The organism is Burkholderia sp. Bp8984, assembly GCF_003853755.1.
GTDB lineage: Bacteria > Pseudomonadota > Gammaproteobacteria > Burkholderiales > Burkholderiaceae > Burkholderia.
This window is the reverse complement of sequence record NZ_QTQN01000050.1, coordinates 1-25,024: the sequence shown is the minus strand read 5'-3', so window position 1 is coordinate 25,024 and position 25,024 is coordinate 1. Positions and strand designations below refer to the sequence as shown.

The 25,024-nt window shown below is 66.5% G+C and carries 23 protein-coding genes; 14 read left to right on the top strand and 9 right to left on the bottom strand.

Going from position 1 to position 25,024, the window contains the following annotated elements; all coding sequences use genetic code 11:
- Nucleotides 1-28: 28 nt before the first annotated feature.
- The 4 genes from clpS (at nt 29) to DID98_RS32810 (ending at nt 5,046) form a co-directional block, all read left to right on the top strand.
- Nucleotides 29-343 carry an ATP-dependent Clp protease adapter ClpS gene (clpS, locus tag DID98_RS32825; protein WP_006398529.1) on the top strand — a complete coding sequence of 105 codons (315 nt, stop codon included), beginning with the start codon at nt 29-31 and terminating at the stop codon, nt 341-343.
- Entirely contained in the window at nt 340-2,640 is a 2,301-nt protein-coding gene (gene clpA, locus DID98_RS32820) for an ATP-dependent Clp protease ATP-binding subunit ClpA (RefSeq protein ID WP_044845584.1), read from the top strand. The genes clpS and clpA overlap by 4 nt, the downstream gene beginning before the upstream one ends.
- Nucleotides 2,641-2,743: 103 nt before the next feature.
- Entirely contained in the window at nt 2,744-4,123 is a 1,380-nt protein-coding gene (locus DID98_RS32815) for an amino acid permease (protein WP_124572037.1), read from the top strand.
- 152 nt (nt 4,124-4,275) lie between these two features.
- On the top strand, nt 4,276-5,046 hold the full coding sequence (locus DID98_RS32810; protein ID WP_044845586.1) for a membrane protein: 771 nt from the start codon (nt 4,276-4,278) through the stop codon (nt 5,044-5,046).
- A 63-nt stretch (nt 5,047-5,109) separates the two neighbouring features.
- Here the strand turns inward: DID98_RS32810 and dut are convergent, their stop codons facing one another.
- From dut to DID98_RS32785, 5 genes are all read right to left on the bottom strand, one after another.
- Nucleotides 5,110-5,556: a dUTP diphosphatase gene (dut, locus tag DID98_RS32805; RefSeq protein ID WP_124486989.1), complete on the bottom strand. Its 447-nt coding sequence runs from the start codon at nt 5,554-5,556 to the stop codon at nt 5,110-5,112.
- Between the two features lie 55 nt (nt 5,557-5,611).
- Nucleotides 5,612-6,823 (bottom strand): bifunctional phosphopantothenoylcysteine decarboxylase/phosphopantothenate--cysteine ligase CoaBC, encoded by a 1,212-nt coding sequence (gene coaBC / locus DID98_RS32800; RefSeq protein WP_124486990.1) that lies wholly within the window; start codon nt 6,821-6,823, stop codon nt 5,612-5,614.
- A 67-nt stretch (nt 6,824-6,890) separates the two neighbouring features.
- Nucleotides 6,891-7,391 (bottom strand): signal peptidase II, encoded by a 501-nt coding sequence (lspA, locus tag DID98_RS32795; protein WP_044845589.1) that lies wholly within the window; start codon nt 7,389-7,391, stop codon nt 6,891-6,893.
- 2 nt (nt 7,392-7,393) lie between these two features.
- Nucleotides 7,394-10,231 (bottom strand): isoleucine--tRNA ligase, encoded by a 2,838-nt coding sequence (ileS, locus tag DID98_RS32790; RefSeq protein WP_124523867.1) that lies wholly within the window; start codon nt 10,229-10,231, stop codon nt 7,394-7,396.
- Between the two features lie 102 nt (nt 10,232-10,333).
- Nucleotides 10,334-11,326, bottom strand: coding sequence for a bifunctional riboflavin kinase/FAD synthetase (locus tag DID98_RS32785; protein WP_124572036.1), 993 nt, complete (start codon nt 11,324-11,326; stop codon nt 10,334-10,336).
- 122 nt (nt 11,327-11,448) lie between these two features.
- Between DID98_RS32785 and purN the strand changes: the two genes are divergently transcribed.
- The 6 genes from purN (at nt 11,449) to nadC (ending at nt 18,463) form a co-directional block, all read left to right on the top strand.
- Nucleotides 11,449-12,111 (top strand): phosphoribosylglycinamide formyltransferase, encoded by a 663-nt coding sequence (purN, locus tag DID98_RS32780; RefSeq protein WP_124486992.1) that lies wholly within the window; start codon nt 11,449-11,451, stop codon nt 12,109-12,111.
- On the top strand, nt 12,108-13,373 hold the full coding sequence (locus DID98_RS32775; protein WP_044845593.1) for an RsmB/NOP family class I SAM-dependent RNA methyltransferase: 1,266 nt from the start codon (nt 12,108-12,110) through the stop codon (nt 13,371-13,373). Before purN ends, DID98_RS32775 begins: the two co-directional genes overlap by 4 nt.
- 18 nt (nt 13,374-13,391) lie before the next feature.
- Nucleotides 13,392-14,774: a mechanosensitive ion channel family protein gene (locus DID98_RS32770; RefSeq protein WP_124486993.1), complete on the top strand. Its 1,383-nt coding sequence runs from the start codon at nt 13,392-13,394 to the stop codon at nt 14,772-14,774.
- 222 nt (nt 14,775-14,996) lie between these two features.
- A complete protein-coding gene (locus DID98_RS32765; RefSeq protein WP_124523871.1) occupies nt 14,997-16,193 on the top strand; it encodes an acyl-CoA desaturase in 1,197 nt (398 codons plus the stop codon).
- Between the two features lie 255 nt (nt 16,194-16,448).
- Entirely contained in the window at nt 16,449-17,585 is a 1,137-nt protein-coding gene (gene nadA / locus DID98_RS32755) for a quinolinate synthase NadA (protein WP_124572035.1), read from the top strand.
- On the top strand, nt 17,582-18,463 hold the full coding sequence (nadC, locus tag DID98_RS32750) for a carboxylating nicotinate-nucleotide diphosphorylase (protein ID WP_124523875.1): 882 nt from the start codon (nt 17,582-17,584) through the stop codon (nt 18,461-18,463). The genes nadA and nadC overlap by 4 nt, the downstream gene beginning before the upstream one ends.
- A 92-nt stretch (nt 18,464-18,555) precedes the next feature.
- Here nadC and nadB read toward each other — a convergent pair whose 3' ends face one another.
- The 4 genes from nadB to radC form a co-directional block, all read right to left on the bottom strand.
- Nucleotides 18,556-20,142: an L-aspartate oxidase gene (nadB, locus tag DID98_RS32745; protein WP_044845597.1), complete on the bottom strand. Its 1,587-nt coding sequence runs from the start codon at nt 20,140-20,142 to the stop codon at nt 18,556-18,558.
- 170 nt (nt 20,143-20,312) lie between these two features.
- A complete protein-coding gene (gene rpmG, locus DID98_RS32740; RefSeq protein ID WP_006478046.1) occupies nt 20,313-20,480 on the bottom strand; it encodes a 50S ribosomal protein L33 in 168 nt (55 codons plus the stop codon).
- Between the two features lie 17 nt (nt 20,481-20,497).
- Nucleotides 20,498-20,731 carry a 50S ribosomal protein L28 gene (gene rpmB / locus DID98_RS32735; RefSeq protein WP_004186391.1) on the bottom strand — a complete coding sequence of 78 codons (234 nt, stop codon included), beginning with the start codon at nt 20,729-20,731 and terminating at the stop codon, nt 20,498-20,500.
- A gap of 238 nt (nt 20,732-20,969) precedes the next feature.
- Nucleotides 20,970-21,743, bottom strand: a complete 774-nt coding sequence (radC, locus tag DID98_RS32730) for a RadC family protein (RefSeq protein ID WP_124572034.1) — start codon at nt 21,741-21,743, stop codon at nt 20,970-20,972.
- Between the two features lie 135 nt (nt 21,744-21,878).
- Here radC and DID98_RS32725 point away from each other — a divergent pair, with 135 nt between their 5' ends.
- From DID98_RS32725 to DID98_RS32710, 4 genes are all read left to right on the top strand, one after another.
- Entirely contained in the window at nt 21,879-22,334 is a 456-nt protein-coding gene (locus tag DID98_RS32725) for a peptidylprolyl isomerase (protein ID WP_044845599.1), read from the top strand.
- A gap of 2 nt (nt 22,335-22,336) precedes the next feature.
- A complete protein-coding gene (ispH, locus tag DID98_RS32720) occupies nt 22,337-23,317 on the top strand; it encodes a 4-hydroxy-3-methylbut-2-enyl diphosphate reductase (protein WP_044845600.1) in 981 nt (326 codons plus the stop codon).
- A gap of 270 nt (nt 23,318-23,587) precedes the next feature.
- A complete protein-coding gene (locus tag DID98_RS32715) occupies nt 23,588-24,427 on the top strand; it encodes a branched-chain amino acid ABC transporter (protein ID WP_124487003.1) in 840 nt (279 codons plus the stop codon).
- A 211-nt stretch (nt 24,428-24,638) separates the two neighbouring features.
- The coding region (locus tag DID98_RS32710; protein WP_148093547.1) for a branched-chain amino acid ABC transporter permease at nt 24,639-25,024 on the top strand (386 nt) is incomplete at its 3' end.

Sequence of the window (25,024 nt, the reverse complement as noted above, 5' to 3'; positions counted from 1 at the left end):
GCCTGTCCGAGTTGTTTAGAATGGGTGTATGGCGATTATCCCGGACAAGCAGGACAGCACCGTCCTGGAACGCAAGCAGCAGAAGCTCAAGCCGCCTTCGATGTACAAGGTGGTGCTGCTGAACGACGACTTCACGCCGATGGAGTTCGTCGTGATGGTCGTACAGGAGTATTTCAAGAAGGATCGCGAGACGGCCACGCAGATCATGCTGAAGGTCCATCGCGAAGGGCGAGGGGTTTGTGGGGTCTATACGCGGGACATCGCGTCGACCAAGGTTGAGCAAGTCGTTACCCATGCGCGGCAGGCCGGGCATCCGCTGCAGTGCGTGATGGAGGAAGCATGATTGCCCAGGAATTGGAAGTCAGCCTGCACATGGCGTTCATGGAAGCACGCCAGGCGCGCCATGAGTTCATTACGGTCGAGCATCTGCTGCTGGCCCTGCTGGATAATCCGACGGCAGCCGAGGTGTTGCGCGCGTGTGCGGCCAACATCGAGGACTTGCGTCAGAACCTGCGCAATTTCATCCACGACAACACACCTACCGTCCCGGGCACCGACGATGTCGATACCCAGCCGACGCTCGGTTTCCAGCGCGTGATCCAGCGCGCGATCATGCACGTCCAGTCGACGTCGAACGGCAAGAAGGAAGTGACCGGCGCGAACGTGCTGGTCGCGATCTTCGGCGAGAAGGATTCGCACGCGGTCTACTACCTGCAGCAGCAGGGCGTCACGCGCCTGGACGTCGTGAACTTCATTTCGCACGGCATCGCGAAGACGAACGGCGGCGAAGCCGCGAAGTCGTCCGACGCGAACGCGGAAAGCGAAGACGCGAATGCGCAGAAGGAAACCCCGCTCGCGCAGTTCACGCAGAACCTGAACCAGATGGCGAAGGACGGCCGCATCGATCCGCTGATCGGCCGCGAGCCCGAGGTCGAGCGCGTCGTGCAGGTGCTGTGCCGCCGCCGCAAGAACAATCCGCTGCTCGTCGGCGAGGCCGGCGTCGGCAAGACCGCGATCGCGGAAGGGCTCGCCTATCGCATCACGCGCGGCGAAGTGCCGGACATCCTCGCGAACGCGCAGGTGTATTCGCTCGACATGGGCGCGCTGCTTGCGGGCACCAAGTATCGCGGCGACTTCGAGCAGCGTCTGAAGACGGTGCTGAAGGAGTTGAAGGAACGGCCGCACGCGATCCTGTTCATCGACGAAATCCACACGCTGATCGGCGCGGGCGCCGCATCGGGCGGCACGCTCGACGCGTCGAACCTGCTGAAGCCGGCGCTGTCGTCGGGCACGCTCAAGTGCATCGGCGCGACCACGTTCACCGAGTATCGCGGCATCTTCGAGAAGGACGCGGCGCTGTCGCGGCGCTTCCAGAAGGTCGACGTGACGGAGCCGACCGTCGAGCAGACGGTCGCGATCCTGCGCGGGCTGAAGTCGCGCTTCGAGGAGCATCACGGCGTCAAGTATTCGTCGGGCGCGCTGTCGGCCGCGGCCGAACTGTCGGCGCGCTTCATCACCGACCGTCACCTGCCGGACAAGGCGATCGACGTGATCGACGAAGCGGGTGCCGCGCAGCGCATCCTGCCGAAGTCGAAGCAGAAGAAGACGATCGGCAAGAGCGAGATCGAGGAAATCATCTCGAAGATCGCGCGCGTGCCGGCGCAGAGCGTGTCGCAGGACGATCGCAGCAAGCTGCAGACGCTCGATCGCGACCTGAAGAGCGTCGTGTTCGGCCAGGATCCGGCGATCGACGCGCTCGCCGCGTCGATCAAGATGGCGCGCGCGGGCCTCGGCAAGATGGACAAGCCGATCGGCGCGTTCCTGTTCTCCGGCCCGACCGGCGTCGGCAAGACCGAAGTGGCGCGCCAGCTCGCGTTCACGCTCGGCATCGAGCTGATCCGCTTCGACATGTCGGAATACATGGAGCGTCACGCGGTGAGCCGGCTGATCGGCGCGCCGCCGGGCTACGTCGGGTTCGACCAGGGCGGCTTGCTGACCGAAGCCGTCACGAAGAAGCCGCACTGCGTGCTGCTGCTCGACGAGATCGAGAAGGCGCATCCGGACATCTTCAACGTGCTGCTGCAGGTGATGGACCACGGCACGCTGACGGACAACAACGGCCGCAAGGCGGATTTCCGCAACGTCATCATCATCATGACGACGAACGCGGGCGCCGAGTCGATGCAGAAGGCGACGATCGGCTTCACGACGCGCCGCGAAACGGGCGACGAGATGACCGACATCAAGCGCCTGTTCACGCCGGAGTTCCGCAACCGTCTGGACGCGATCATCAGCTTCCGCTCGCTCGATGAGGAAATCATCATGCGCGTGGTCGACAAGTTCCTGATCCAGCTCGAGGAGCAGTTGCACGAGAAGAAGGTCGACGCGCTCTTCACCGACGCGTTGCGCAAGCATCTCGCGAAGCACGGCTTCGACCCGCTGATGGGGGCGCGGCCGATGCAGCGGCTGATCCAGGACACGATCCGTCGCGCGCTGGCCGACGAGCTGCTGTTCGGCAAGCTCGTCAATGGCGGCCATGTGACGGTCGACGTGGACGAAAACGACAAGGTGCAGTTGTCGTTCGACAAGCTGGCGAATCCGCCGCACAAGCCGAACGAAGAGGCGGTCGAAGTCGAGTAAGCGATAATTCGTGGTTCATGCGAACGGCGCGGGAAGTTCTCCGCGCCGTTTCGTTTTATCTGGCGCCGGTGGCGCGATGGCGGTGCAGGGGAGTGGTAACGCAGTGACACAACAACAACGATCGTTCGACAACATCGTCGCGCGCGAACAAGGCTTGCGCCATGCGCTGACGTCCGGGCAGATGGCGATGATCGCGATCGGCGGCGCGATCGGCACGGGGCTGTTCCTCGGCAGCGGGTTCGCGATCGGGCTCGCCGGCCCGAGCGTGCTGGTTTCGTACGCGATCGGCGCGCTGATCGCGCTGCTGCTGATGGGCGCGCTCGCGGAAATGACGGTCGCGCATCCGACGGCCGGTTCGTTCGGCGCGTATGCCGAGCACTACGTCGGCCCGCTCGCGGGCTTTCTCGTGCGCTATGCATACTGGTTCGCGGTAGTGTTCGCGATCGGCACCGAGATCAGCGCGATCGCCGTCTTCATGAAGTACTGGTTTCCGGCCGTGCCCGGCTGGTATTGGGTGATCGGCTTCTCCGCGCTGCTGATCGCGGTGAACCTGGCGAGCGTCACGCTGTACGGCTCGGTCGAATACGCATTCTCGCTGCTGAAGATCGCGGCGATCGTCGTGTTCATCGTGCTCGGCGCGTATCTCGTGTGGTCGGCGCCGGCGGCTTCCGGCATCGGCTTCGCGAACTACACCGCGCATGGCGGCTTCATGCCGAAAGGGCCGTGGGGCACCTGGGTCGCGGTGATCGTCGCGATCTTCAGCTACATGAGCATCGAGGCGGTCGCGATCGCGGCCGGCGAGGCGCGCGATCCGCAGCACGCGGTCACGCGTGCGTTCCGCTCGACGGTGTTCCGGCTCGTGCTGTTCTACCTGCTGACGCTGTCGCTGATGCTCGCGATCGTGCCCTGGACCCAGGCCGGCACCGACGAAAGCCCGTTCGTGAAGGTGATGGCCGCGACGCACGTGCCGTATGCGGCCGGCGTGATCAACTTCGTGCTGCTGATCGCGGCGCTGTCGGCGATGAACAGCCAGCTCTACGTGACGACGCGGATGATGTTCAGCCTGTCGCGCGCGCGGCTCGCGCCGGCGGTGTTCGGCCGGCTCGGCAGCAACGGCGTGCCGCGCGCGGCGCTGTGGATCTCGACCAGCGGCGTCGCGGTCGCGGCCGTGCTGGTCGCGCTGTCGCCCGACACCGCGTTTACCGTGATGATGGCGATCGCGATGTTCGGCGCGCTGTTCACGTGGATGATGATCTTCGTCACGCATCTGCGCTTTCGCGCGCGGTACCGCGGCCCGGCGCTCGCGTTCCGGATGTGGGGACACCCGTTCGGCAGCCTGCTCGGTGCCGGGCTCGTCGGCGCGATCCTGCTGACGACCGCGTTCACGCGCGAATTCCGGATGACGATGGTGGTCGGCGTCGTGTTCGTCGTGCTGCTGACGCTCGCGTACACGCTGCACTATCGGCACCAGCACGCGCGCTGACGCGTGCGTTCCCGCCGCGGGGCTGCGGCCCGCGCGGCATCGCAACGCCCGCCGCGCTAAGGTTCCGTTAAGCCGGCGGCGATTACATTCGAACCTGTCCGCGATCCGGGCCGGCGCACGCCAGCCCGGCGCCATCTGTAAAAGGGGTTCGAATGAACAAACTTCCCGAAATCACGCTCGCGTTCTGGATCATGAAGATCTGCGCGACGACGCTCGGCGAAACCGGCGGCGACCTGCTCTCGATGACGCTGAACGTCGGCTATGCGGTGAGCTCGATCCTGCTGTTCGGTTTCTTTCTCGTCACGCTCGGCGCGCAGCTCAGGACGACGCAATATCGCCCGGCGATCTACTGGGCCGTGATCGTCGCGACGAGCACGGCGGGCACGACGATGTCAGACTTCATGGACCGCACGCTCGGCCTCGGCTATGCGGCCGGCTCGTCGATTCTCGTCGCGATCCTGCTGGCGATCTTCACGGTGTGGCGCCTGAGCGGCGAATCGCTGTCGGTCGACCTGATCCGCACGCGCAAGGTCGAGCTGCTGTACTGGATCGCGATCCTGTTCTCGAACACGCTCGGCACCGCGCTCGGCGATTTCCTCGCGGACAGCTCGGGCCTCGGCTTCGGCGGCGGCGCGCTGCTGATCGGCGGGCTGCTCGCGGCGATCGTGCTCGCGCACTACTTCACGCGCATTTCCGGCGTGCTGCTGTTCTGGGCGGCGTTCGTGCTCACGCGTCCGTTCGGGGCGACGGTCGGCGACCTGCTGACGAAACCGGTCGCCAAGGGTGGACTCGCGCTCGGCACGGTCGGCTCGTCGGCGGTGCTGCTCGGCGTGCTGGTCGCGCTGGTGATCTACGCGAGCATCGCGCAGGCGCGGCGCCGCGAACTCGTACCCGCGCGGATCGCGCAGACGGCCGAGCGGTGAGCGCAGTCACACTGAATCGGAAAAAGGAAAGGGGCCGCGAGGCCCCTTTTTGCGTTGCGCCGTTCAGTGACGGCCGGTGCTGCCGAAGCCGCCTTCGCCGCGATCGCTTTGCGCGAAGTCGTCGACGATGTTGAACTGCGCCTGCACGACCGGCACGATCACGAGTTGCGCGAGCCGCTCGAACGGGTTCAGCACGAACTCGGTCTGGCCGCGGTTCCACGTCGACACCATCAGCTGGCCCTGGTAGTCGGAATCGATCAGGCCGACGAGGTTGCCGAGCACGATCCCGTGCTTGTGGCCGAGGCCCGAGCGCGGCAGGATCAGCGCTGCGTAGCCGGGGTCTTCGAGATGGATCGCGAGGCCCGTCGGAACCAGCGTCGTTTCGCCCGGCTGCAGCGTGACGGGCGCGTCGAGACACGCGCGCAGGTCGAGGCCCGCGCTGCCGGTGGTCGCGTAGGCGGGCAGGTAGTCGCGCATGCGCGCGTCGAGAATCTTCAGGTCGAGTTTCATGCGGTCGTCGAATCGGTCGGGAAGGGCGCGGCGGCGCGGGCCGCCGCGCGGGTAATCAGATCAGGCGGTTGTCCGGCAGGCGCTTCGCGATTTCCGCGACGAGCACGTGCGCGAGCTCGTCCTTCGGCGCGCGCGGCAGGCGCGTGAGGCCGGCTGCCTCGAACAGCACGACTTCGTTGTCGTCGCGGCCGAACGTCAGCGGGCCGAGGTTGCCGACCAGGAGCGGCACGTTCTTGCGCTTGCGCTTCTCGTCGCCGTGCACGTCGAGGTCGCCGCTTTCGGCCGCGAAGCCGACGCAATACGGCGGATCGGGCAGCGCCGCGACCGACGCGAGGATGTCGGGGTTCTCGACGAACGCGAGCGCCGGCATCTTGCGGTCGGCCGTCTTCTTCATCTTGTGCTCGGCCGGCTGATCGACGCGCCAGTCGGCGACCGCGGCCACCGCGATGAAGATGTCGGCGTCGGCTACCGCCTGCATCACCGCGTCGTACATCTGCTGCGCGGTCTGCACGTCCTGGCGGTACACGCCCCACGGCGTGTCGAGCGCGACCGGCCCCGCGACGAGATGCACGTCGGCGCCGGCCTGCTGCGCGGCGCGCGCGAGCGCGAAGCCCATCTTGCCGCTCGAGCGGTTCGTGAGGCCGCGCACCGGATCGAGCGGCTCGAACGTCGGGCCGGCCGTGATCAGCACGCGGCGGTGCGCGAGCACCTTCGGCGCGAAGTGCGAGACGATCGCCTCATAGATCGCCTCGGGCTCGAGCATGCGGCCGTCGCCGACTTCGCCGCACGCCTGCGCGCCCGAATCGGGGCCGAGCACCGACACGCCGTCGGCGCGCAGTTGCGCGGCATTGCGTTGCGTGGCCGGGTTCTGCCACATCTGGCGGTTCATCGCGGGCACGACGAGCAGCGGACAGTCGCGCGCGACGCACAGGGTCGACAGCAGGTCGTCCGCGAACCCGTGCGCGAGCTTCGCGAGGAAGTCCGTCGACGCGGGCGCGATCACGATCGCGTCGGCTTCGCGCGACAGGTCGATGTGCGCCATGTTGTTGCCGATGCGCGCGTCCCACTGGCTCATGTAGACGGGCCGGCCGGACAGCGCCTGCATCGTGACGGGCGTGATGAACTGCGTGGCGGCTTCGGTCATCGCGACCTGCACGGTCGCGCCTGCCTTCGTCAGCAGCCGGGTGAGCTCGGCGATCTTGTAGCAGGCGATGCCGCCCGTCAGGCCGAGAACGAGGTGTTTTCCTGCGAGTTCTGCGTGTGCCAACTCAGGCCTCCAAGGGTCAAACGGAACGGCCGGCGCGAAGCCGGCCGTCGCCACCGAGTATGCGCGCTCAGCGCGAGCCGCGCACGCGACGCAGTTCGTCGTAGATCAGCAGCACCGCGCCGATCGTGATCGCGGAATCGGCGAGGTTGAACGCCGGGAAGTGCCAGTCGCCGAGGTGGAAATCGAGAAAGTCGATCACGTGGCCGTAGATCAACCGGTCGATCACGTTGCCGAGCGCGCCGCCGAGGATCAGCGCGAGCGACACGCTGAACAGCCGCTGGTGGCCGTGGCGCTTCAGCAGGAAGCAGATCACGAGCGTCGCGCCGACGCCGAGCGCGGTGAACGCCCAGCGCTGCCAGCCGCTCGCGGTCGACAGGAAGCCGAACGCGGCGCCGCGGTTGTACACCAGCACGAGGTTGAAGAACGACGTCAGCGCATGCTGCGCCCCGTACGCGAACGTTTTCAGGATCGCGATCTTCGACAGCTGGTCGAACAGGATCACGATCAGCGAAATGCCGAGCCAGGGCGCGAGCGCGCCGCTGGCCGGTTTCGACAGGGTTTTCGCCATATTTACGCAGCGCTCCGGATTTCGCCGTTTTCAAACAGGTTCGAGAAGCAGCGGCCGCACAGCGTCGGATGATCGGCGTGCGCGCCGACGTCCTCGCGGTAGTGCCAGCAGCGTTCGCACTTCTGGTACTTCGACGCGGCCACGTCGACGCTTTCCTGCGCTTCGTCGTCGACCTTCACGACCGTTGCCGCCGACGTGATCAGCACGAACTTCAGGTCGTCGCCGAGGCTCGTCAGCGCGTCGTAGCGCGCGCCGCTCGCATGCACGGCCACTTCGGCCTGCAGCGACGAGCCGATGCGGTTCGCGGTGCGGGCTTCCTCGAGCGCCTTCGTCACGTTGCCGCGCACGTCGCGCAGCAGCGCCCATTTCTCGATCAGCGCGGCCGCGCCGGCGACTTCCGGATACGCGTAGTAGGTTTCCGTGAACACGGTGTCGCTGGCCGGCTGGAACACCTTCCACGCTTCTTCCGCGGTGAACGACAGGAACGGCGCGAGCACGCGCAGCAGCCCGTGCGTGAGGTGGTACAGCGCGGTCTGCGCGGAGCGGCGTGCGCGCGAATCGGCCGCGCTCGTGTACAGGCGGTCCTTCAGCACGTCGAGGTAGAAGCCGCCGAGGTCTTCCGAGCAGTACGTCTGCAGCTTCGCGACGACCGGGTGGAATTCGTACTTCTCGTAGTGGCCGAGCAGTTCCGTCTGCAGTTGCGCGGAGAACGCGACCGCGTAGCGGTCGATCTCGAGCCATTCGTCGACCGGCACCGCGTGCTGCGCGAAGTCGAAGTCCGACAGGTTCGCGAGCAGGAAGCGCAGCGTGTTGCGGATGCGGCGATAGCCTTCGGTCACGCGCTTCAGGATTTCCTCGGAGATCGCGAGTTCGCCCGAGTAGTCGGTCGACGCGATCCACAGACGGATGATTTCCGCGCCGAGACGGTTCGCGACTTCATGCGGGTCGATTCCGTTGCCGAGCGACTTGCTCATCTTGCGGCCTTCGCCGTCGACCGTGAAGCCGTGCGTGAGCAGGCCCTTGTACGGCGCGCGGCCGTCGATCATCGATGCGGTCAAGAGCGACGAGTGGAACCAGCCGCGGTGCTGGTCCGAGCCTTCGAGGTACAGGTCGGCCGGGAACTGCAGCTGATCCTTGTGCGAGCCGCGCAGCACGTGCCAGTGCGTCGTGCCCGAGTCGAACCACACGTCGAGCGTGTCGCGGTTCTTTTCGTACAGGTTCGCGTCGTCGCCGATCAGCTCGCGCGGATCGAGCGTCTGCCACGCCTCGATGCCCGACTGCTCGACACGCTTCGCGACTTCCTCGAGCAGTTCGAGCGTGCGCGGATGCAGCTCGCCGGTTTCCTTGTGCACGAAGAACGCCATCGGCACGCCCCATTGGCGCTGGCGCGACAGCGTCCAGTCGGGACGGTTCGCGATCATGCTGAACAGGCGCTGCTTGCCCCACGACGGGTAGAACGCGGTGGCGTCGATCCCTTCGAGCGCGGTTTCGCGCAGCGTCTTGCCGCCGTCGCGCGGCGTCACGTCCATGCCGGCGAACCACTGCGACGTCGCACGGTAAATGATCGCCGTCTTGTGACGCCAGCAGTGCATGTAGCTGTGCTTGTAGTGCTCGCTGCGCAGCAGCGAGCCGGCCTCGCGCAGCGCGTCGACGACCTTCGGGTTCGCGTCCCAGATCGACAGGCCGCCGAACAGCGGCAGCGATTCGATGTAGCGGCCGTCGCCCATCACCGGGTTGATGATGTCCGAGTCGGTCATCCCGTGCGCCTTGCACGACTGGAAGTCCTCGATGCCGTAGGCGGGCGACGAGTGCACGACGCCGGTACCGGTGTCGGTCGTCACGTAGTCGCCGAGGTAGACGGGCGCGGTGCGCTTGTAGCCGGGGTGGGCCGATGCGAGCGGGTGGTGGAAGCGCAGGTTCGCGAGCTTCACGCCCGGCGCGGTCGCGACGACGCGGCCGGTCAGCTTGAAGTCGGTCATGCAGGCTTCGACACGTTCTTCCGCAATGATCAGCAGCCCGCGCTCGGTGTCGACCAGCGCGTAGACGATTTCCGGATGGAGGTTCAGCGCCTGGTTCGCGGGGATCGTCCACGGCGTGGTGGTCCAGATCACGATGCCGCCCTCGGCGCGCGGCAGTGCCGGCAGGCCGAACGCCTGCGCGGTCTTTTCCGGTTCCGCGAACGCGAACATCACGTCGATCGTCGGGTCGGTGCGATCCTTGTACTCGACTTCCGCCTCGGCGAGTGCCGAGCCGCAGTCGAAGCACCAGTTCACCGGCTTCAGCCCGCGATACACGTAGCCCTTCTCGATGATCTTGCCGAGCGCGCGGATTTCTTCCGCCTCGTTGACGAAGTTCATCGTCTTGTACGGGTTCGCCCAGTCGCCGAGCACGCCGAGACGCTTGAAGCCGACCTTCTGCTTCTCGATCTGCTCGGTCGCGTACGCGCGCGCCTTGCTCATCACTTCGGCCGCCGGCAGCGACTTGCCGAACTGCTTCTCGATCTGGATCTCGATCGGCATCCCGTGGCAATCCCAGCCCGGCACGTACGGCGCGTCGAAGCCGGCCATGTTGCGCGACTTGACGACGATGTCCTTCAGGATCTTGTTGACCGCGTGACCGAGGTGGATGTCGCCGTTCGCATACGGGGGGCCGTCGTGCAGGATGAACTTCGGCCGGCCCTGGCTGGCCGCGCGGATCTTCTCGTAGATGCCGCGCTCTTCCCATTCCTTGACCCACTGCGGCTCGCGCTTGGGCAGGTCGCCGCGCATCGGGAACGGCGTGTCGAGCAGGTTGACCGGATACTTGGCCTGCGGTTTCGAATCGGCTTTCTTGTTGCTCATGATGGGATCGCTATCTAAATCGGGGGACGCTCGTGCGTCGTGAATCGGGGATGCGCGCGGGTCGGCGGCGCGAGGGTGCGGCGCGGGGCGCCGCCGGCCGGATCAGCTAATTCGGTCGGTCGCCGAGGTCGAGAAGCCGGTCGTGCGGCTGCCCGGCGCGCGGTCGCGCTCGACGAAGTACGCACGTGCATTCGCGACGTCCAGCGCGATCGCGCGCGACAGCGCCTCGAGATCGTCGAACTTCGCCTCGTCGCGCAGCTTCTTCAGGAATTCGACGCGGATGAGTTTGCCGTACGCGTCGCCGTGCCAGTCGAGCAGGTGGACTTCGAGCAGCACGCGGCCGGAATCGTCGACGGTCGGGCGCAGCCCGAGGCTCGCGACGCCCGGCAGCGGGGCGGGGCCCAGGCCGTGCACCTGCACGACGAAGATGCCCGCGAGCGCCGGCCGCTTGTGCGCGATCGGCAGGTTCAGGGTCGGGAAGCCGAGGTCGCGGCCGAGCTTCAGCCCGTGCGCGACGTGGCCGCTGATCGCGTAGCCGTGGCCGAGCGCCTGCGCAGCCGCGGCGAGATCGCCCGCCGCGAGCGCGGCGCGCACACCCGAGCTGGAGATGCGCGTGCCGTCGCTGCCGGCGACCGTGCCCATCTGCTCGACCTCGAAGCCGTACTGCTCGCCGGCCGCCTTCAGCGTGTCGAAGGTGCCCGCGCGCTTCGCGCCGTAGCAGAAATCGTCGCCGACCATCATCCAGCGCGTGTGCAGCCCGTTCACCAGCGTGCGCTCGACGAACGCCTGCGGCGACTGGCTTGCGAACGTATGGTTGAAGTGCTCGACGACGACGCGGTCGACCCCGTGCTCGCGCAGCGCTTCCAGCTTGTCGCGCAGCATCGCGATGCGCGGCGGCGCGCCGGCCGGGTTGAAGAATTCCCGCGGGTGTGGCTCGAAGGTCATCACGCACACGGGCAGGCCGCGCGCGTCCGCTGCCGCGCGCACGCGCGCGAGCAGGGCCTGGTGGCCGCGATGGACACCGTCGAAGTTGCCGATCGTCAGCGCGCACGGCGCGCGGCTCTCGGCGTTGGGCAGGCCGCGGAAGACTTTCACGATAGCGGATGCAGCGTCGGGGAATGGGCGGTGGGATGCCGCAAAGCAGAAGATTATAAACGTTCGGGCGGCCCGGCGGCCGAGAAGGGGGGAAACGCGGGGGCGAATGGTAAAATTCGCGGATGAAAAAACTCGTGATCCTGATTTCCGGTCGCGGCAGCAACATGGAGGCCATCGTCCGCGCGTGCGCGCAGGAACGCTGGCCGGCCGAGGTCGCCGCCGTGATCGCCAACCGGCCCGACGCGGCCGGCCTGGCTTTTGCCGCGTCGCACGGGGTGGCGACCGCGGTGGTCGACCATCGCTCGTTCGACGGCCGCGACAGCTTCGACGCGGCGCTCGCCGCCGAGATCGACCGCTTCGCGCCCGATCTCGTCGTGCTTGCCGGCTTCATGCGCATCCTTACGCCCGATTTCGTCAGACGATATGAAGGCCGGCTGCTGAACATCCACCCGTCGCTGCTGCCGAGCTTCAAGGGCATCCACACGCACCAGCAGGCGCTGGATGCCGGCGTCGCGCTGCATGGCGCGAGCGTGCATTTCGTGATTCCCGAACTCGACAGCGGTGCGATCGTCGCGCAGGGCGCGGTGCCCGTGCGCGCGGGCGACGACGCGGCCGCGCTCGCGCAGCGCGTGCTGACGGTCGAGCACGTGCTGTATCCGCGTGCGGTCCGCTGGTTCGTCGAGGGGCGCCTGCGCCTCGAGAACGGCAGGGCAGTGGTCGCGCCGGAAGAGGCGCGCTGGATTTTCGCGGATCAACCGCATACCGAAACGAGCGAGGGCGTATGAAGCTGCACGGATTCCTGATTGGCCAGACCGAGACCTTGCTGGCCGAGGTGCTGAAGTTCACCGGCCCCGCCGACGCGACGACGAGCCGGTTCTTCCGTGCGCACCCGAAGCTCGGCCACGCCGAGCGCGGCGTGATCGCCGAGGCGGTGTTCGCGGTGCTGCGCCGCAAGATGGAGTTCTCGCACCTCGCCGAGAGCGGCACGGGCAGCCCCGCGCGGCGCCTGACGCTGCTCGGCCTGATGCAGACGCTCGGCCGCAATGCGCTGAAGCCGTTCGTGTCGGACACCGAGGCCGCGTGGCTCGAGCACGTGTCGAAGATCGATCCGGCGAGCCTGCCGGTGCGCGTGCGCACGAACCTGCCCGACTGGATCTACCAGGCGCTGTCCGCCCGTTTCGACGCAGAAGAACTCGCGCAGCTCGCCGCCGCGCTGAACTACCCGGCGCCGCTCGACCTGCGCGCCAACGCGCAGAAGGCGACGCGCGACCAGGTGATCGACGCGCTGCGCGCGAACGGCATCGACGCGGGCGAGACGCCGTTCGCGCCGCAAGGCGTGCGCGTCGTCGGCAAGCCGGCGCTCACGCGTCTGAAGCTGTTCGAGGAAGGCCAGATCGAGGTGCAGGACGAAGGCAGCCAGCTGCTGTGCTCGCTGGTCGCGCCGCGCCGCGGCGAGATGGTCGTCGATTTCTGCGCGGGCGCCGGCGGCAAGACGCTCGCGCTCGGCGCGATGATGCGCTCGACCGGGCGCCTTTATGCGTTCGACGTGTCGGAAAAGCGCCTCACGAAGCTGAAGCCGCGCCTCGCGCGCAGCGGGCTGTCGAACGTGAACCCGGTGCTGATCGACAGCGAACACGACGCGAAGATCAAGCGGCTCGCGGGCAAGATCGACCGCGTGCTGGTCGATGCGCCGTGCAGCGGCCTCGGCACGCTGCGCCGCAACCCCGACCTCAAGTGGCGCCAGACGCGCACGTCGATCGAGGAACTCACGCCGAAGCAGGCGTCGATCCTCGCGAGCGCCGCGCGTCTCGTGAAGAAGGGTGGCCGGCTCGTATACGCGACCTGCAGCGTGCTCGACGCGGAAAACGAGGCGATCGTCGAGCAGTTCCTCGCCGACCATCCGGACTTCGTGCTGGTGCCCGCACAGAAGGTGCTGGCCGACCAGCGCATCGAACTCGAGACCGGCGACTACCTGTCGCTGTGGCCGCACCGCCATGCGACCGACGGCTTCTTCGCCGCGGTGCTGGAACGGCGCGCCGCGCAGTAACGGCGGGGCGCACGGACGATGGAGAATCTGCAGAACCGCCTGCTGTCGCACCGGCTCGCGTCGGTGATCCGCGACTTCAACCAGCCGGTAATGATCTGGCAGGCGGCGATCCTCGTCGGCGCGCTGTGTTTTGCATGGGTTGCCGCGCGGTTCGTGCACGGCCGCATCGACGCGCGCCGGCGCGCCGCCGGCCGGATGCCGGGCGCCGGGGCGCAGAGCCTGAAGCGCGCGCTGTTCCCGCTGTTCGGCGGGTTGTTCGTGCTGGCCGCGCAGCTCGGGTTCGACCCGTTCATGTCGACGTCGCTGCTGTCGCTCGCGCTCGTGCCGCTGTTCGGCATCGGGCTGATCTACGTGCTGTTCTTCTTCGCGCGGCGCGTGTTCGCCCGCGACGGCCACACGCATGCGTGGCTGTCGATCGTCGAGAAGATCGTGTCGGTGATCGTGTGGGCGGCGATGGTGCTGACGGTGCTCGGGATCCAGCGCGACGTGATCGCGTGGCTCGACAGCGTGCAGTTCCGCGTCGCGAATGCGCACCTCACGCTGCTGTCGGTGATCTCCGGCGCGCTGTGGGTGTGCGTGACGCTGATGGTCGCGATGTGGCTGGGCTCGGTGCTCGAGGAGCGCCTCGCGCGCGCCACCACGCTCGACGCGAACCTGAAGGTCGTGATGTCGCGGATCGGCCGCGCGCTGCTCGTGTTCGCGGCGATCCTGATCGGGCTGTCGCTGGTCGGCATCGACGTGACGGTGCTCGGCGTGTTCGGCGGCGCGGTCGGTGTCGGCCTCGGCTTCGGGCTGCAGAAGATCGCCAGCAACTACGTGTCGGGTTTCATCATCCTGCTCGACCGTTCGCTGCGGCTCGGCGACGCGATCAGCGTCGGCGGGCTCCAGGGCGTCGTCACGCAGATCCGCACGCGCTATACGGTCGTGCGCGGCCTCGACGGCAACGAGACGCTGATCCCGAACGAGAAACTGATCACCGACGTCGTGCAGAACCAGTCGTCGTACCTGACGCGCGGCTACGCGAAGGTCGCCGTGCAGATTGCTTATACCAGCGACGTCGAGCAGGCGCTCGCGGTGCTCGCGGAAGCCGCGAAGGGCGTGCCGCGCGTGCTCGCTGAGCCGGCGCCGACGCCGTATCTGGTCGGCTTCGGCGCGGACGGGATCGACCTGGAGCTCGGCTTCTGGATCGAGGATGCGGCGAAGGGCACGTCGGGCGTGCGTTCGTCCGTGAACCGCAACATCTGGCGGCTGTTCGGCGAGCACGGGATCTCGATTCCGTTCCCGCAGCGCGAAGTGCGCGTGGTCGGTTTGCCGGAGGGGTTCGCCGCGACCGGCGTGGTCGCCGAGGGCGTGCCCGTGGCCGATGGCCGATCGGTGGACGGGCGGGCGTCGGCCGCGTAGATGCGGCCGACGGCGCGAATCGGGCGGAGCCCGCGGCCAGAACCGGATCGCGTGGCTTTCCCGGTCCGCCGATGGACTGTTTGCGTTGCGTCAAGACAAGAGAATATTCATTTTTTACAAAGACTTGGAACGGTTGAAGTAAAATTCCGGTCTACACGCGGTATGCTTTCATTTTTATGACGTCGGCCTGCGCCGGCATCGCTCTCACCACAGGTAACTGCCTTGTTGAATTCCCTGCTCGATTTTCTTTCCCACGGGCTCCTGCGCTTTTCGTGGTGGCAGGTCGCGCTGTTCGCGCTTGCCGTCACGCACGTCACGATCATCGGCGTGACGGTCTACCTGCATCGCTGCCAGGCGCACCGCGCGCTGGAGCTGCACCCGATCGCGAGTCACTTCTTCCGCGCCTGGCTGTGGATGACGACCGGCATGCTGACGGGCCAGTGGGCCGCGATCCATCGCAAGCACCACGCGAAGTGCGAAACCGAGGAAGATCCGCACAGCCCGCAGACGCGCGGCATCTGGAAGGTGTTCCTCGAAGGCGCCGAGCTGTATCGCGCGGAAGCGAAGAACGAAGAAACGATGCGCAAGTTCAGCCACGGCACGCCGAATGACTGGATCGAGCGCAACGTGTACTCGAAGTACCCGATCCTTGGCGTGAGCCTGATGATGGTGATCGACGTCGCGCTGTTCGGCGTGCTCGGCCTGACCGTGTGGGCCGTGCAGATGGTCTGGATTCCGTTCTGGGCCGCGGGTGTCGTGAACGGCTTCGGCCATTTCTGGGGCTACCGCAACTTCAACTCGGCCGATGCGAGCACGAACCTGTTCCCGTGGGGCATCGTGATCGGCGGCGAAGAGCTGCACAACAACCACCACACGTTCGCGACGTCGGCGAAGCTGTCGAACAAGTGGTACGAGTTCGACATCGGCTGGATGTACATCCGCATCATGTCGGCATTCGGTCTCGCGAAGGTGAAGAAGGTTGCACCGACGCCGCGCCTGAACAAGCCGAAGACGGTGCTCGACCAGGAAACGCTGCAGGCCGTGCTGTCGAACCGCTACGAAGTGATGGCGCGCTACGGCAAGGCCGTGAAGCGTGCCTATCGTCAGGAGCTCGCGCACCTGAAGGAACTCGGTTCGAGCGAGAAGTACCAGCTGATGCGCGGCGCGCGCAAGTGGTTCCACAAGGACGCCGACGGCCTCGACGAACCGCAGAAGAAGCTGCTGCCGGAGATCTTCGCGAACAGCCAGAAGCTGCACACGTACTTCCAGCTGCGCCAGGATCTGGCCGCGATCTGGGATCGCTCGACCGCTTCGCGCGAACAGCTGCTCGCGCAATTGCAGGATTGGTGCCATCGCGCGGAACAAAGCGGCATCAAGGCGCTGCAGGAATTCGCGACGCGCCTGCGTCGCTACGCCTGATTCGAAATCGATTAGAATCTCAGGACGTCACAAACCCCGCGTTGGCGGGGTTTTTTCATTTGGGCGGCCGGTTTTCGAAGGGCGACCGGAAGCGCCGGAATTCGTATGAGGCTCGGGGCAGCATTGACGTGGCGCCCCGGGGCGAGCGTAGGGATGGGCTGGAGCAAGCGCTGAAGTGCCAACTCTGGCCGACCGCGAAGCATGGGACCCGAGTAAGCGCTAAAGCGCTAACTCGGGTCGACAGGAGATATGGAGATGCAATCGACGATCAAACCCGTCGAGTACGACCGGCCGGTCTCGGCGGGAACCGTCTGTGGGGTAGGCCAGGCGTGGGCCAAAGTGCCCGAGGCGCCGTCTGCCGAAGAACGCGCCGCACTGAAGGCGCGCATCAAGGCGCTGCTCGCACGTGAAAAGGCCGTGCTCGTCGCTCACTACTACGTGGATGCCGAGCTGCAGGAACTGGCGGACGAAACCGGCGGCTGCGTCGCCGATTCGCTCGAAATGGCCCGTTTCGGCCGCGACCACGACGCGCAGACGCTCGTCGTCGCCGGCGTACGCTTCATGGGCGAAACCGCGAAGATCCTGAGCCCCGGCAAACGCGTACTGATGCCCGATCTCGACGCGACCTGCTCGCTCGATCTTGGTTGCCCGGTCGACGAATTCTCCGCGTTCTGCGATGCGCATCCCGACCGCACCGTCGTCGTCTACGCGAACACCAGCGCCGCCGTGAAGGCCCGCGCGGACTGGATGGTCACGTCGTCGATCGGCCTCGAAATCGTCGCGGACCTGCACGCGCGGGGCGAGAAGATCATCTGGGCACCGGATCGCCATCTCGGCAGCTACATCCAGAAGAAAACCGGCGCGGACATGCTGCTGTGGCAGGGTTCGTGCCTCGTCCACGACGAATTCAAGGGCATCGAGCTCGACCTGCTGCGTGCCGAATATCCGGACGCGAAGGTGCTCGTGCATCCGGAGTCGCCGGAAAACGTCGTCGCGCAGGCGGACGTCGTCGGCTCGACGACGCAGCTGATCGATGCCGCCGTGAAGCTCGACGCGACGCACTTCATCGTCGCGACCGACCTCGGCATCCTGCACAAGATGCAGATCGCGGCGCCCGGCAAGACCTTCATCGCCGCGCCCACGGCCGGCAACAGTGCGACCTGCAAGAGCTGCGCGCATTGCCCGTGGATGGCGATGAACGGCCTCGCGAACCTCGCCGACGTGCTCGAGCGCGGTCACAACGAGATCTTCGTCGATCCGGCGATCGGCGCGCGCGCGCGTCTGCCGATCGACCGGATGCTCGATTTCGCCGCGGCGCACAAGAAGCGCGTGCAAGCGAGCGGCGATCTGCAGCGCGATCAGCAACTGTTCGCGAACGTGGGGGCTGCATGACCGGCGCAGTCTCTCCGCTGTTCGAAGCCGTCCGCGCACAATACGGCGCGGCGTTCGACGAAGCGATCGCGCGCAACGTCGCCGACGCGATCGCCGAAGACGTCGGCACCGGCGACCAGACCGGGCGGCTCGTGCCGGCCGGCGAGCGGCGCCGTGCGCGCATCATCGTGCGCGAGGAAGCCGTGTTGTGCGGCGTGCCGTGGTTCGAGGCCGTCATCGCGCGAATCGATCCGTCGATCGTCGTGCAGTGGCGCTATCGCGAAGGCGACCGGATGGCGCCGGATTCGACCGTCTGCGAACTCGAAGGGCCGGCGCGCGCGCTGTTGACGGCCGAGCGCAACGGACTGAACTTCCTGCAGCTGCTGTCGGGCGTCGCGAGCGCGACGCGTCGTTACGTCGATCGCGTCGAAGGCACGCGCACGAAGATCCTCGATACGCGCAAGACGCTGCCGGGCCTGCGGCTCGCGCAGAAGTACGCGGTGCGGGTCGGCGGCGGCGAGAACCAGCGTCTGGCGCTGTACGACGGCATCCTGATCAAGGAAAACCATATCGCGGCTGCCGGCGGTGTCGGCGAAGCGCTCGATGCGGCGTTCGCGCTCGAATCGGGCGTGCCGGTGCAGGTCGAAGTCGAGACGCTCGCGCAGCTCGACACGGCGCTCGCGCATGGCGCGCAGTCGGTGCTGCTCGACAACTTCACGCTCGACATGATGCGCGAGGCAGTGCGCATCGCGTCCGGCAAGGCCGTGCTCGAAGTGTCGGGCGGCGTCAATTTCGATACGGTGCGCACGTTCGCGGAGACGGGCGTCGACCGTATCTCGATCGGCGCGCTGACGAAGGACGTGCGCGCGACCGACTACTCGATGCGGATCGTCGACTGACCGCGCGACATACCGTCTGACGAAAAAAGCCGCTGGCGCGCATGACGCCAGCGGCTTTTTTTGTGCGGCGGCAGCCGGGAAGGGCGTACAGGTCAGCGGCGCGAGCGGGGCGTGAGCACGCTCGGCAGCGCCTTCGGCAGCGTGTGCGGCCAGTCGCGGCTGTAGTGCAGCCCACGGCTTTCGCGGCGCGAGTACGCGCTCTTCACGATCAGCGTCGCGACGTCGACGAGATTGCGCAGCTCGAGCAGGTCGCGCGTCACGCGGAAGTTCGCGTAGTACTCGTGGATCTCGTCGCGCAGCAGCGACAAGCGGTGCTTCGCGCGCTCGAGACGCTTGTCGGTGCGCACGATGCCGACATAGTTCCACATCAGCCGGCGCAGTTCGTCCCAGTTGTGCGCGACGACGACTTCCTCGTCCGCATCCGACACGCGGCTTTCGTCCCATGCGGGCAGCTTGGCCGGCGTTGCAGCGTCGAAGCCGGCCGCTTCGATCGCCTCGGCCGCCGCGCGGCCGATCACGAGGCATTCGAGCAGCGAATTGCTCGCGAGCCGGTTCGCGCCGTGCAGCCCCGTGTACGACGTCTCGCCGACCGCATACAGGCCCGCGAGATCGGTGCGCCCCGCGAGATCGGTGACGACGCCGCCGCACGTGTAGTGCGCGGCCGGCACGACCGGAATCGGCTGCTTCGCGATGTCGATGCCGAATTCGAGGCAGCGCGCATGGATCGTCGGGAAGTGCTCGCGCAGGAACGCTTCCGGCTGGTGGCTGATGTCGAGATACACGCAGTCGATCCCGCGCTTCTTGATCTCGAAGTCGATCGCGCGCGCGACGATGTCGCGCGGCGCGAGTTCCGCGCGCGGATCGTGTGCGGGCATGAAGCGCGTGCCGTCCGGCAGCTTGAGCAGGCCGCCTTCGCCGCGCACGGCCTCCGAAATCAGGAACGACTTCGCATACGGATGGAACAGGCAGGTCGGGTGGAACTGGATGAATTCCATGTTCGACACGCGGCAGCCCGCGCGCCACGCCATCGCGATGCCGTCGCCGGTCGCGGTGTCGGGGTTCGTCGTGTACAGGTAGACCTTGCCGGCGCCGCCGGTCGCGAGCACCGTGTGCGGCGCCTCGATCGTGATCGTGCGGTCGTTGTCGACGTCGAGCGCATACAGCCCGTGACAGCGGCGCCCGGGCAGCCCGAGCCGGTCCGACGTGATCAGGTCGATCGCATGGTGGTTTTCGAAGAACGTGATGTTCGGATGCTGGCGTGCGCGGTCGGACAGCGTCGCGAGCACCGCATGGCCGGTCGCGTCGGCCGCGTGGATGATCCGGCGGTGGCTGTGGCCGCCTTCGCGCGTCAGGTGGAAACCAAGTTCGGCCGCATCGTCCTTCGTGAACGGCACGCCCTGGGAGATCAGCCATTCGATCGCTTCGCGGCCATGCTCGACGATGTAGCGCGTCGCGCCTTCGTCGCACAGCCCGCCGCCGGCGACCAGCGTGTCGTCGACGTGGTTCTCGATGCTGTCCGCCGAATCGAGGACGGCCGCGATGCCGCCTTGCGCGTTATCGCTTGCCCCCTCCATCATCGAACGTTTCGCGATCAGCGCGACACGTCGCGTGCTGGCCAGGTTGAGTGCGACCGACAGCCCTGCCAGGCCGCTGCCGACGATCGCCACGTCGAATTTCATGCTGCATCTCCATCGTTACGCTTTAGATCTTGTGCGTTCCGTCGACCTCGGCCGCGGAAAGGGGAGAGCATACCGCGTCGGGCCCGAGCGTGCGCGCGAAACCGCGCAAAACAAAAAGCCCCGCATGTGCGGGGCTTTTCGGTCGCCGTCAGGCTGGCAGAAACCGGAGATTACTTGATCTTGGTTTCTTTGTATTCCACATGCTTGCGGACGACGGGATCGAACTTCTTGATCGCCATCTTTTCCGGCATGTTGCGCTTGTTCTTCGTGGTCGTGTAGAAGTGACCCGTACCAGCGGTCGACTCAAGCTTGATCTTGTCGCGTGCGCCTTTTGCCATGATTGTGCTCCTTGGGCTTAGGCTTCGCCGCGTGCGCGCAGGTCAGCGAGCACGGAATCGATGCCGTTCTTGTCGATCAGGCGCAGGCCGGCGTTCGAGACGCGCAGGCGCACCCAGCGGTTTTCGCTCTCCACCCAGAACCGGCGGTTTTGCAGGTTCGGCAGGAAGCGGCGCTTCGTCTTGTTGTTGGCGTGGGAAACGTTGTTGCCGCTCATCGGCGCTTTCCCAGTTACTTGGCATACGCGTGCCATGAGAGCACTCCTAATACGCTAAATTCGGGGTTCGATCGCCGATGAAGGTTCCATCGTACTGCCACGTGATCCATGGCTGCACTCAGAACGCCGAAGCCTGTAAAGACAAGGCCCTTCGATGGCTAGAACTGGTTGGAAAAAAGACAGACGACGATTCTAGCAGAAAAAGTTCAGAAAAATCAAACCCAATTTCGCATCGTCGTTGCGGCGCCCGTGGGGCGGGTCGCCGGGCCACAGTCTACAGCCAACCGGCGCGCGCGAACGAAAATGTATCGCTGGTGCCGACGACGACGTGATCGAGCAGCCGCACGTCGACGAGTTCGAGCGCGTCTTTCAGCACCCGCGTCAGGCGGCGGTCCTCCGCGCTCGGCTGGACCGCGCCCGACGGATGATTGTGCGCGACGATCAGCGCCGCGGCGTTCTGCTGCAGCGCGCGGCGCACGACCTCGCGCGGATAGACGGCCATGCGCGTCAGCGAGCCGCGCGTGATTTCCTCAATGTCGATCAGGCCGTTGCGGGCGTCGAGGTACACCGCAATGAATACTTCGTGCGGGCGCGAGCCGATCTTCAGCCGCAGGCAATCCTCGACGGCGCCAGGCGAATCGATCTGCAGGCGCGCGTGCGCCTTCTCCTCCAGCATGCGCCGCGCGATCTCGGTGACCGCGACGAGCCGTGCGGAGCGCGCGGGACCGATGCCGGGGTGCATCTCGAAGTCGCCGGAGGTCGCCTCGAGCAGGCCGCGCAACGTGCCGAACTGCCTGACCAGCGCGCGGGCGGTGACAAACACATCATGCCCGGGCTTGCCCGTGCCGAGCAGCAGCGCGATCAGCTCGTCGTCGGTCAGCGCGGCGGGCCCGCGCTCCAGCAGCCGTTCGCGCGGCCGCTCGGGGCGCCAGTCGGCCGGGCGGCGCTTGCGCAGGCGGATCGGGACGACGCGGCCCGGCGCAGCGGCCGGTGGGTCGGCGGTGTCGCGGCATTCGGACGGCACGACGGCGAGAGAGGATGACGGCATGATCGAAACTCCATTGGCGGCGGCCGTGTGCGCGACGTCGTCGCACTTTCAGCCTTGCGCGCTCAGGTGACTTACAATATTGGCTTTGCGCCGGGCCTTTCGGCCAGTTCGGGCGCCGACGAACACGAGTCATTCATGAGCATCATCGATCTATCCGAAGTGAAGCCCGGTTCCCATGTCACGCTGCATTACCGGCTGGCACTGGCCGACGGCGCCGATATCGTCAACACCTTCTCCGACAAGCCCGCCACGCTGCTGCTCGGCGCCGGGCAACTGGCGCCCTCGCTGGAACAGATTCTGCTCGGGCTCAGGGTCGGTGACCATTCGACTTTTCAGCTAACGCCCGAGCAGGGGTTCGGTCCCCGCAATCCCGACATGCTCCAGCGCGTGACGCTGTCGACGCTGCGCGAGAACGGGATGGTCGGCGACGATTTCACGCCGGGCGAGCTGATCGAATTCAACGCGCCGGACGGCGGCCGCTATGCAGGGGTGCTGAAGGAAGTCAGCGAAACCTCGGCGCTGTTCGACTTCAATCATCCGCTCGCGGGCCAAGCGCTCACGTTCGAAGTGAAAATCATCGGAATCCTGTAATCATGAGCACCACCGATACGCTGTCCGGGCAGACCGTCGCCGCCGATGCCGAAATCCTGCTGGCCCAGCCGCGCGGCTTCTGCGCCGGGGTCGATCGCGCAATCGAGATCGTCGAGCGCGCGATCGCGATGCACGGTGCGCCGATCTACGTCCGTCACGAGATCGTCCACAACAAGTACGTGGTCGAGGATCTGAAGAAGAAAGGCGCGATCTTCGTCGAGGAACTCGAGGAAGTGCCGGCCGGCAACACCGTGATCTTCAGCGCGCACGGCGTGTCGAAGGCCGTGCGCGACGAGGCGGACGTGCGCGGGTTGCGTATTTACGACGCAACCTGCCCGCTCGTCACGAAGGTGCACGTCGAAGTGGCGAAGATGCGCCAGGACGGCGTCGACATCGTGATGATCGGCCACAAGGGCCACCCGGAAGTCGAAGGCACGATGGGGCAGGTCGAGCGCGGCATGCATCTCGTCGAAAGCGTCGAGGACGTGCAGAAGCTCGCACTCGCCGATCCCGAGCGCATCGCGCTCGTCACGCAGACGACGCTGTCCGTCGACGACGCGGCCGAGATTATCGGCGCGCTGAAGGCGAAGTATCCGAAGATCCGCGAGCCGAAGAAGCAGGACATCTGCTACGCGACGCAGAACCGCCAGGATGCGGTGAAGTTCATGGCGCCGCAGTGCGACGTCGTGATCGTCGTCGGCAGCCCGAACAGCTCGAATTCGAGCCGCCTGCGCGAAGTGGCCGAGAAGCGCGGCGTGGCCGCGTACATGGTCGACGCACCCGACCAGATCGATCCGGCCTGGGTCGCGGGCAAGCGCCGCATCGGCGTGACGGCCGGCGCATCGGCGCCGGAAGTGCTCGCCCAGGCCGTGATCGCGCGGCTGCGCGAGCTCGGCGTGCGCAACGTCCGCGCCCTCGACGGCATCGAGGAAAACGTGTCGTTTCCGCTGCCGCGCGGGCTCAACCTGCCGCCCGCCGCCTGATTGCCGCATCGCACCTGCGATACCCCCGAAGCGCGCCTCCCGGCGCGCTTTTTTTTGCGTCGCGAAAACGAGATGCAACCATTGTTCACAGCAATGGTGCAACCCGGTTGCTATCGCTGCGCGTAGCCGCTTCTCAAAATTGGTTGCAATGCAGGAAAACCCCATCGAATCAGGATTATTGGCGGCCTATAAATGGAGTTACAATGCGCCCGTTTTCAGGCCGGAATGGCTTTGAAATCGGGTTTTGGCAAGGCGCGGGAGACCTACTCGATGCATGTGAAGTTGGCTGACGCCATGTCCGTCGCCGCACCGGTTGCAATGCTTGCCGGCTGTAGCAAAAAGAGCGACGACGAGGCGGGCAGGGAGACTGCGGCACCCGCAGTACCGGCGGCCAGCGACGTGCGCGCTGCCGGACCCGGTCGTGCGGCGCGGTCGGTGTGCCGCATTGCGCAATCGGACAGTGACAAGGACAACGGGGCACGTTTGGCGATCGAGGAATTCAACGCGCAGGGCCCGAAGATCGGCATGCATTCGGCACGGCGGGCAGCACGCGCCGGCGGCGCTGCCATCGACCGGGCGACGGGCAAGCTGATTGCCCGACAACGAGCCGCCGGCCATGATGCGGCAGCAGCAGGGCGCGCCGCACGGCGGGCGCCCGGGTTTCGGGGCAACGCAGGCGACGTGCAGATGTCACTGATTCCCTTTCATTTCGATTCGACGAAACAGCGTGTCGCCGCGACCCATCGCGTCGCGGCGGGCGGTCTGCTTCGTTTCACGGATTCCGACGCAGTCCTGACGAAAGTCGGGCGCCACCTTCGCGATGCCGGTTCGGGCGCGGCGCGGGCGGCGGCGGACGGCCCGCTTGCACCGCAGGCGACGGCGTCCGGCATCGGAGCGCAAACCCTTGGCGACATCGGCATGTGCGCCGTCAAGGTGGTCGAGCCCGCGGGCGACGCGGCGCGGAACCTGATCTGCCCGGACGCGGGGTTCGCCCCGGCCCGGACGGAAAAAGGCATGGCGTTCGGGCAACCGGACACCGGCCGTTGCGGCACGCTGCCCTACGACTTCAAGGAGGCCAAGTACACCGTCCTCGATGTCGTGACGATTTAGCGACGGGACTCATGATGGCACCGGAACAGTGCGGTGTCGTTTCTGTATCCGTTCCGGCGGCAGGTCCGGCCGTACAGGCCGGGCGGCGCGCGCCGGGGCGATCCACCCTTACCGGTATCGACTAGTACCCGCAGTGTCGCCGAGAAGGCGCGATTCCTCGCTTACCCGCGGGGCGCAACGTCCTCCGGCAGCATGGGCCAAGGAGCTTTAAATGGATATTTTCGTCCAGCAGATCCTCAACGGGCTGGTGCTCGGCAGTGTGTACGCCATCATCGCGTTGGGTTACACGATGGTGTACGGCATTCTCGGCATCATCAACTTCGCGCACGGCGACGTGCTGATGATCGGCGCGATGGTCGCCCTGTCGGCGATCACCGTGCTGCAGAACCACTTTCCCGGACTCGGCAACGTCGCGACGCTGACGATCGGCCTTGGCATCGCCGCCGTCGTCTGCGCGTGCGTGGGCTACACGATCGAGCGGGTCGCGTACCGGCCGCTGCGCCGCGCGCCGCGTCTCGCACCGCTGATCACCGCGATCGGCGTGTCGATCCTGCTGCAGACGGCCGCGATGATCATCTGGTCGCGCAACCCGCTGCC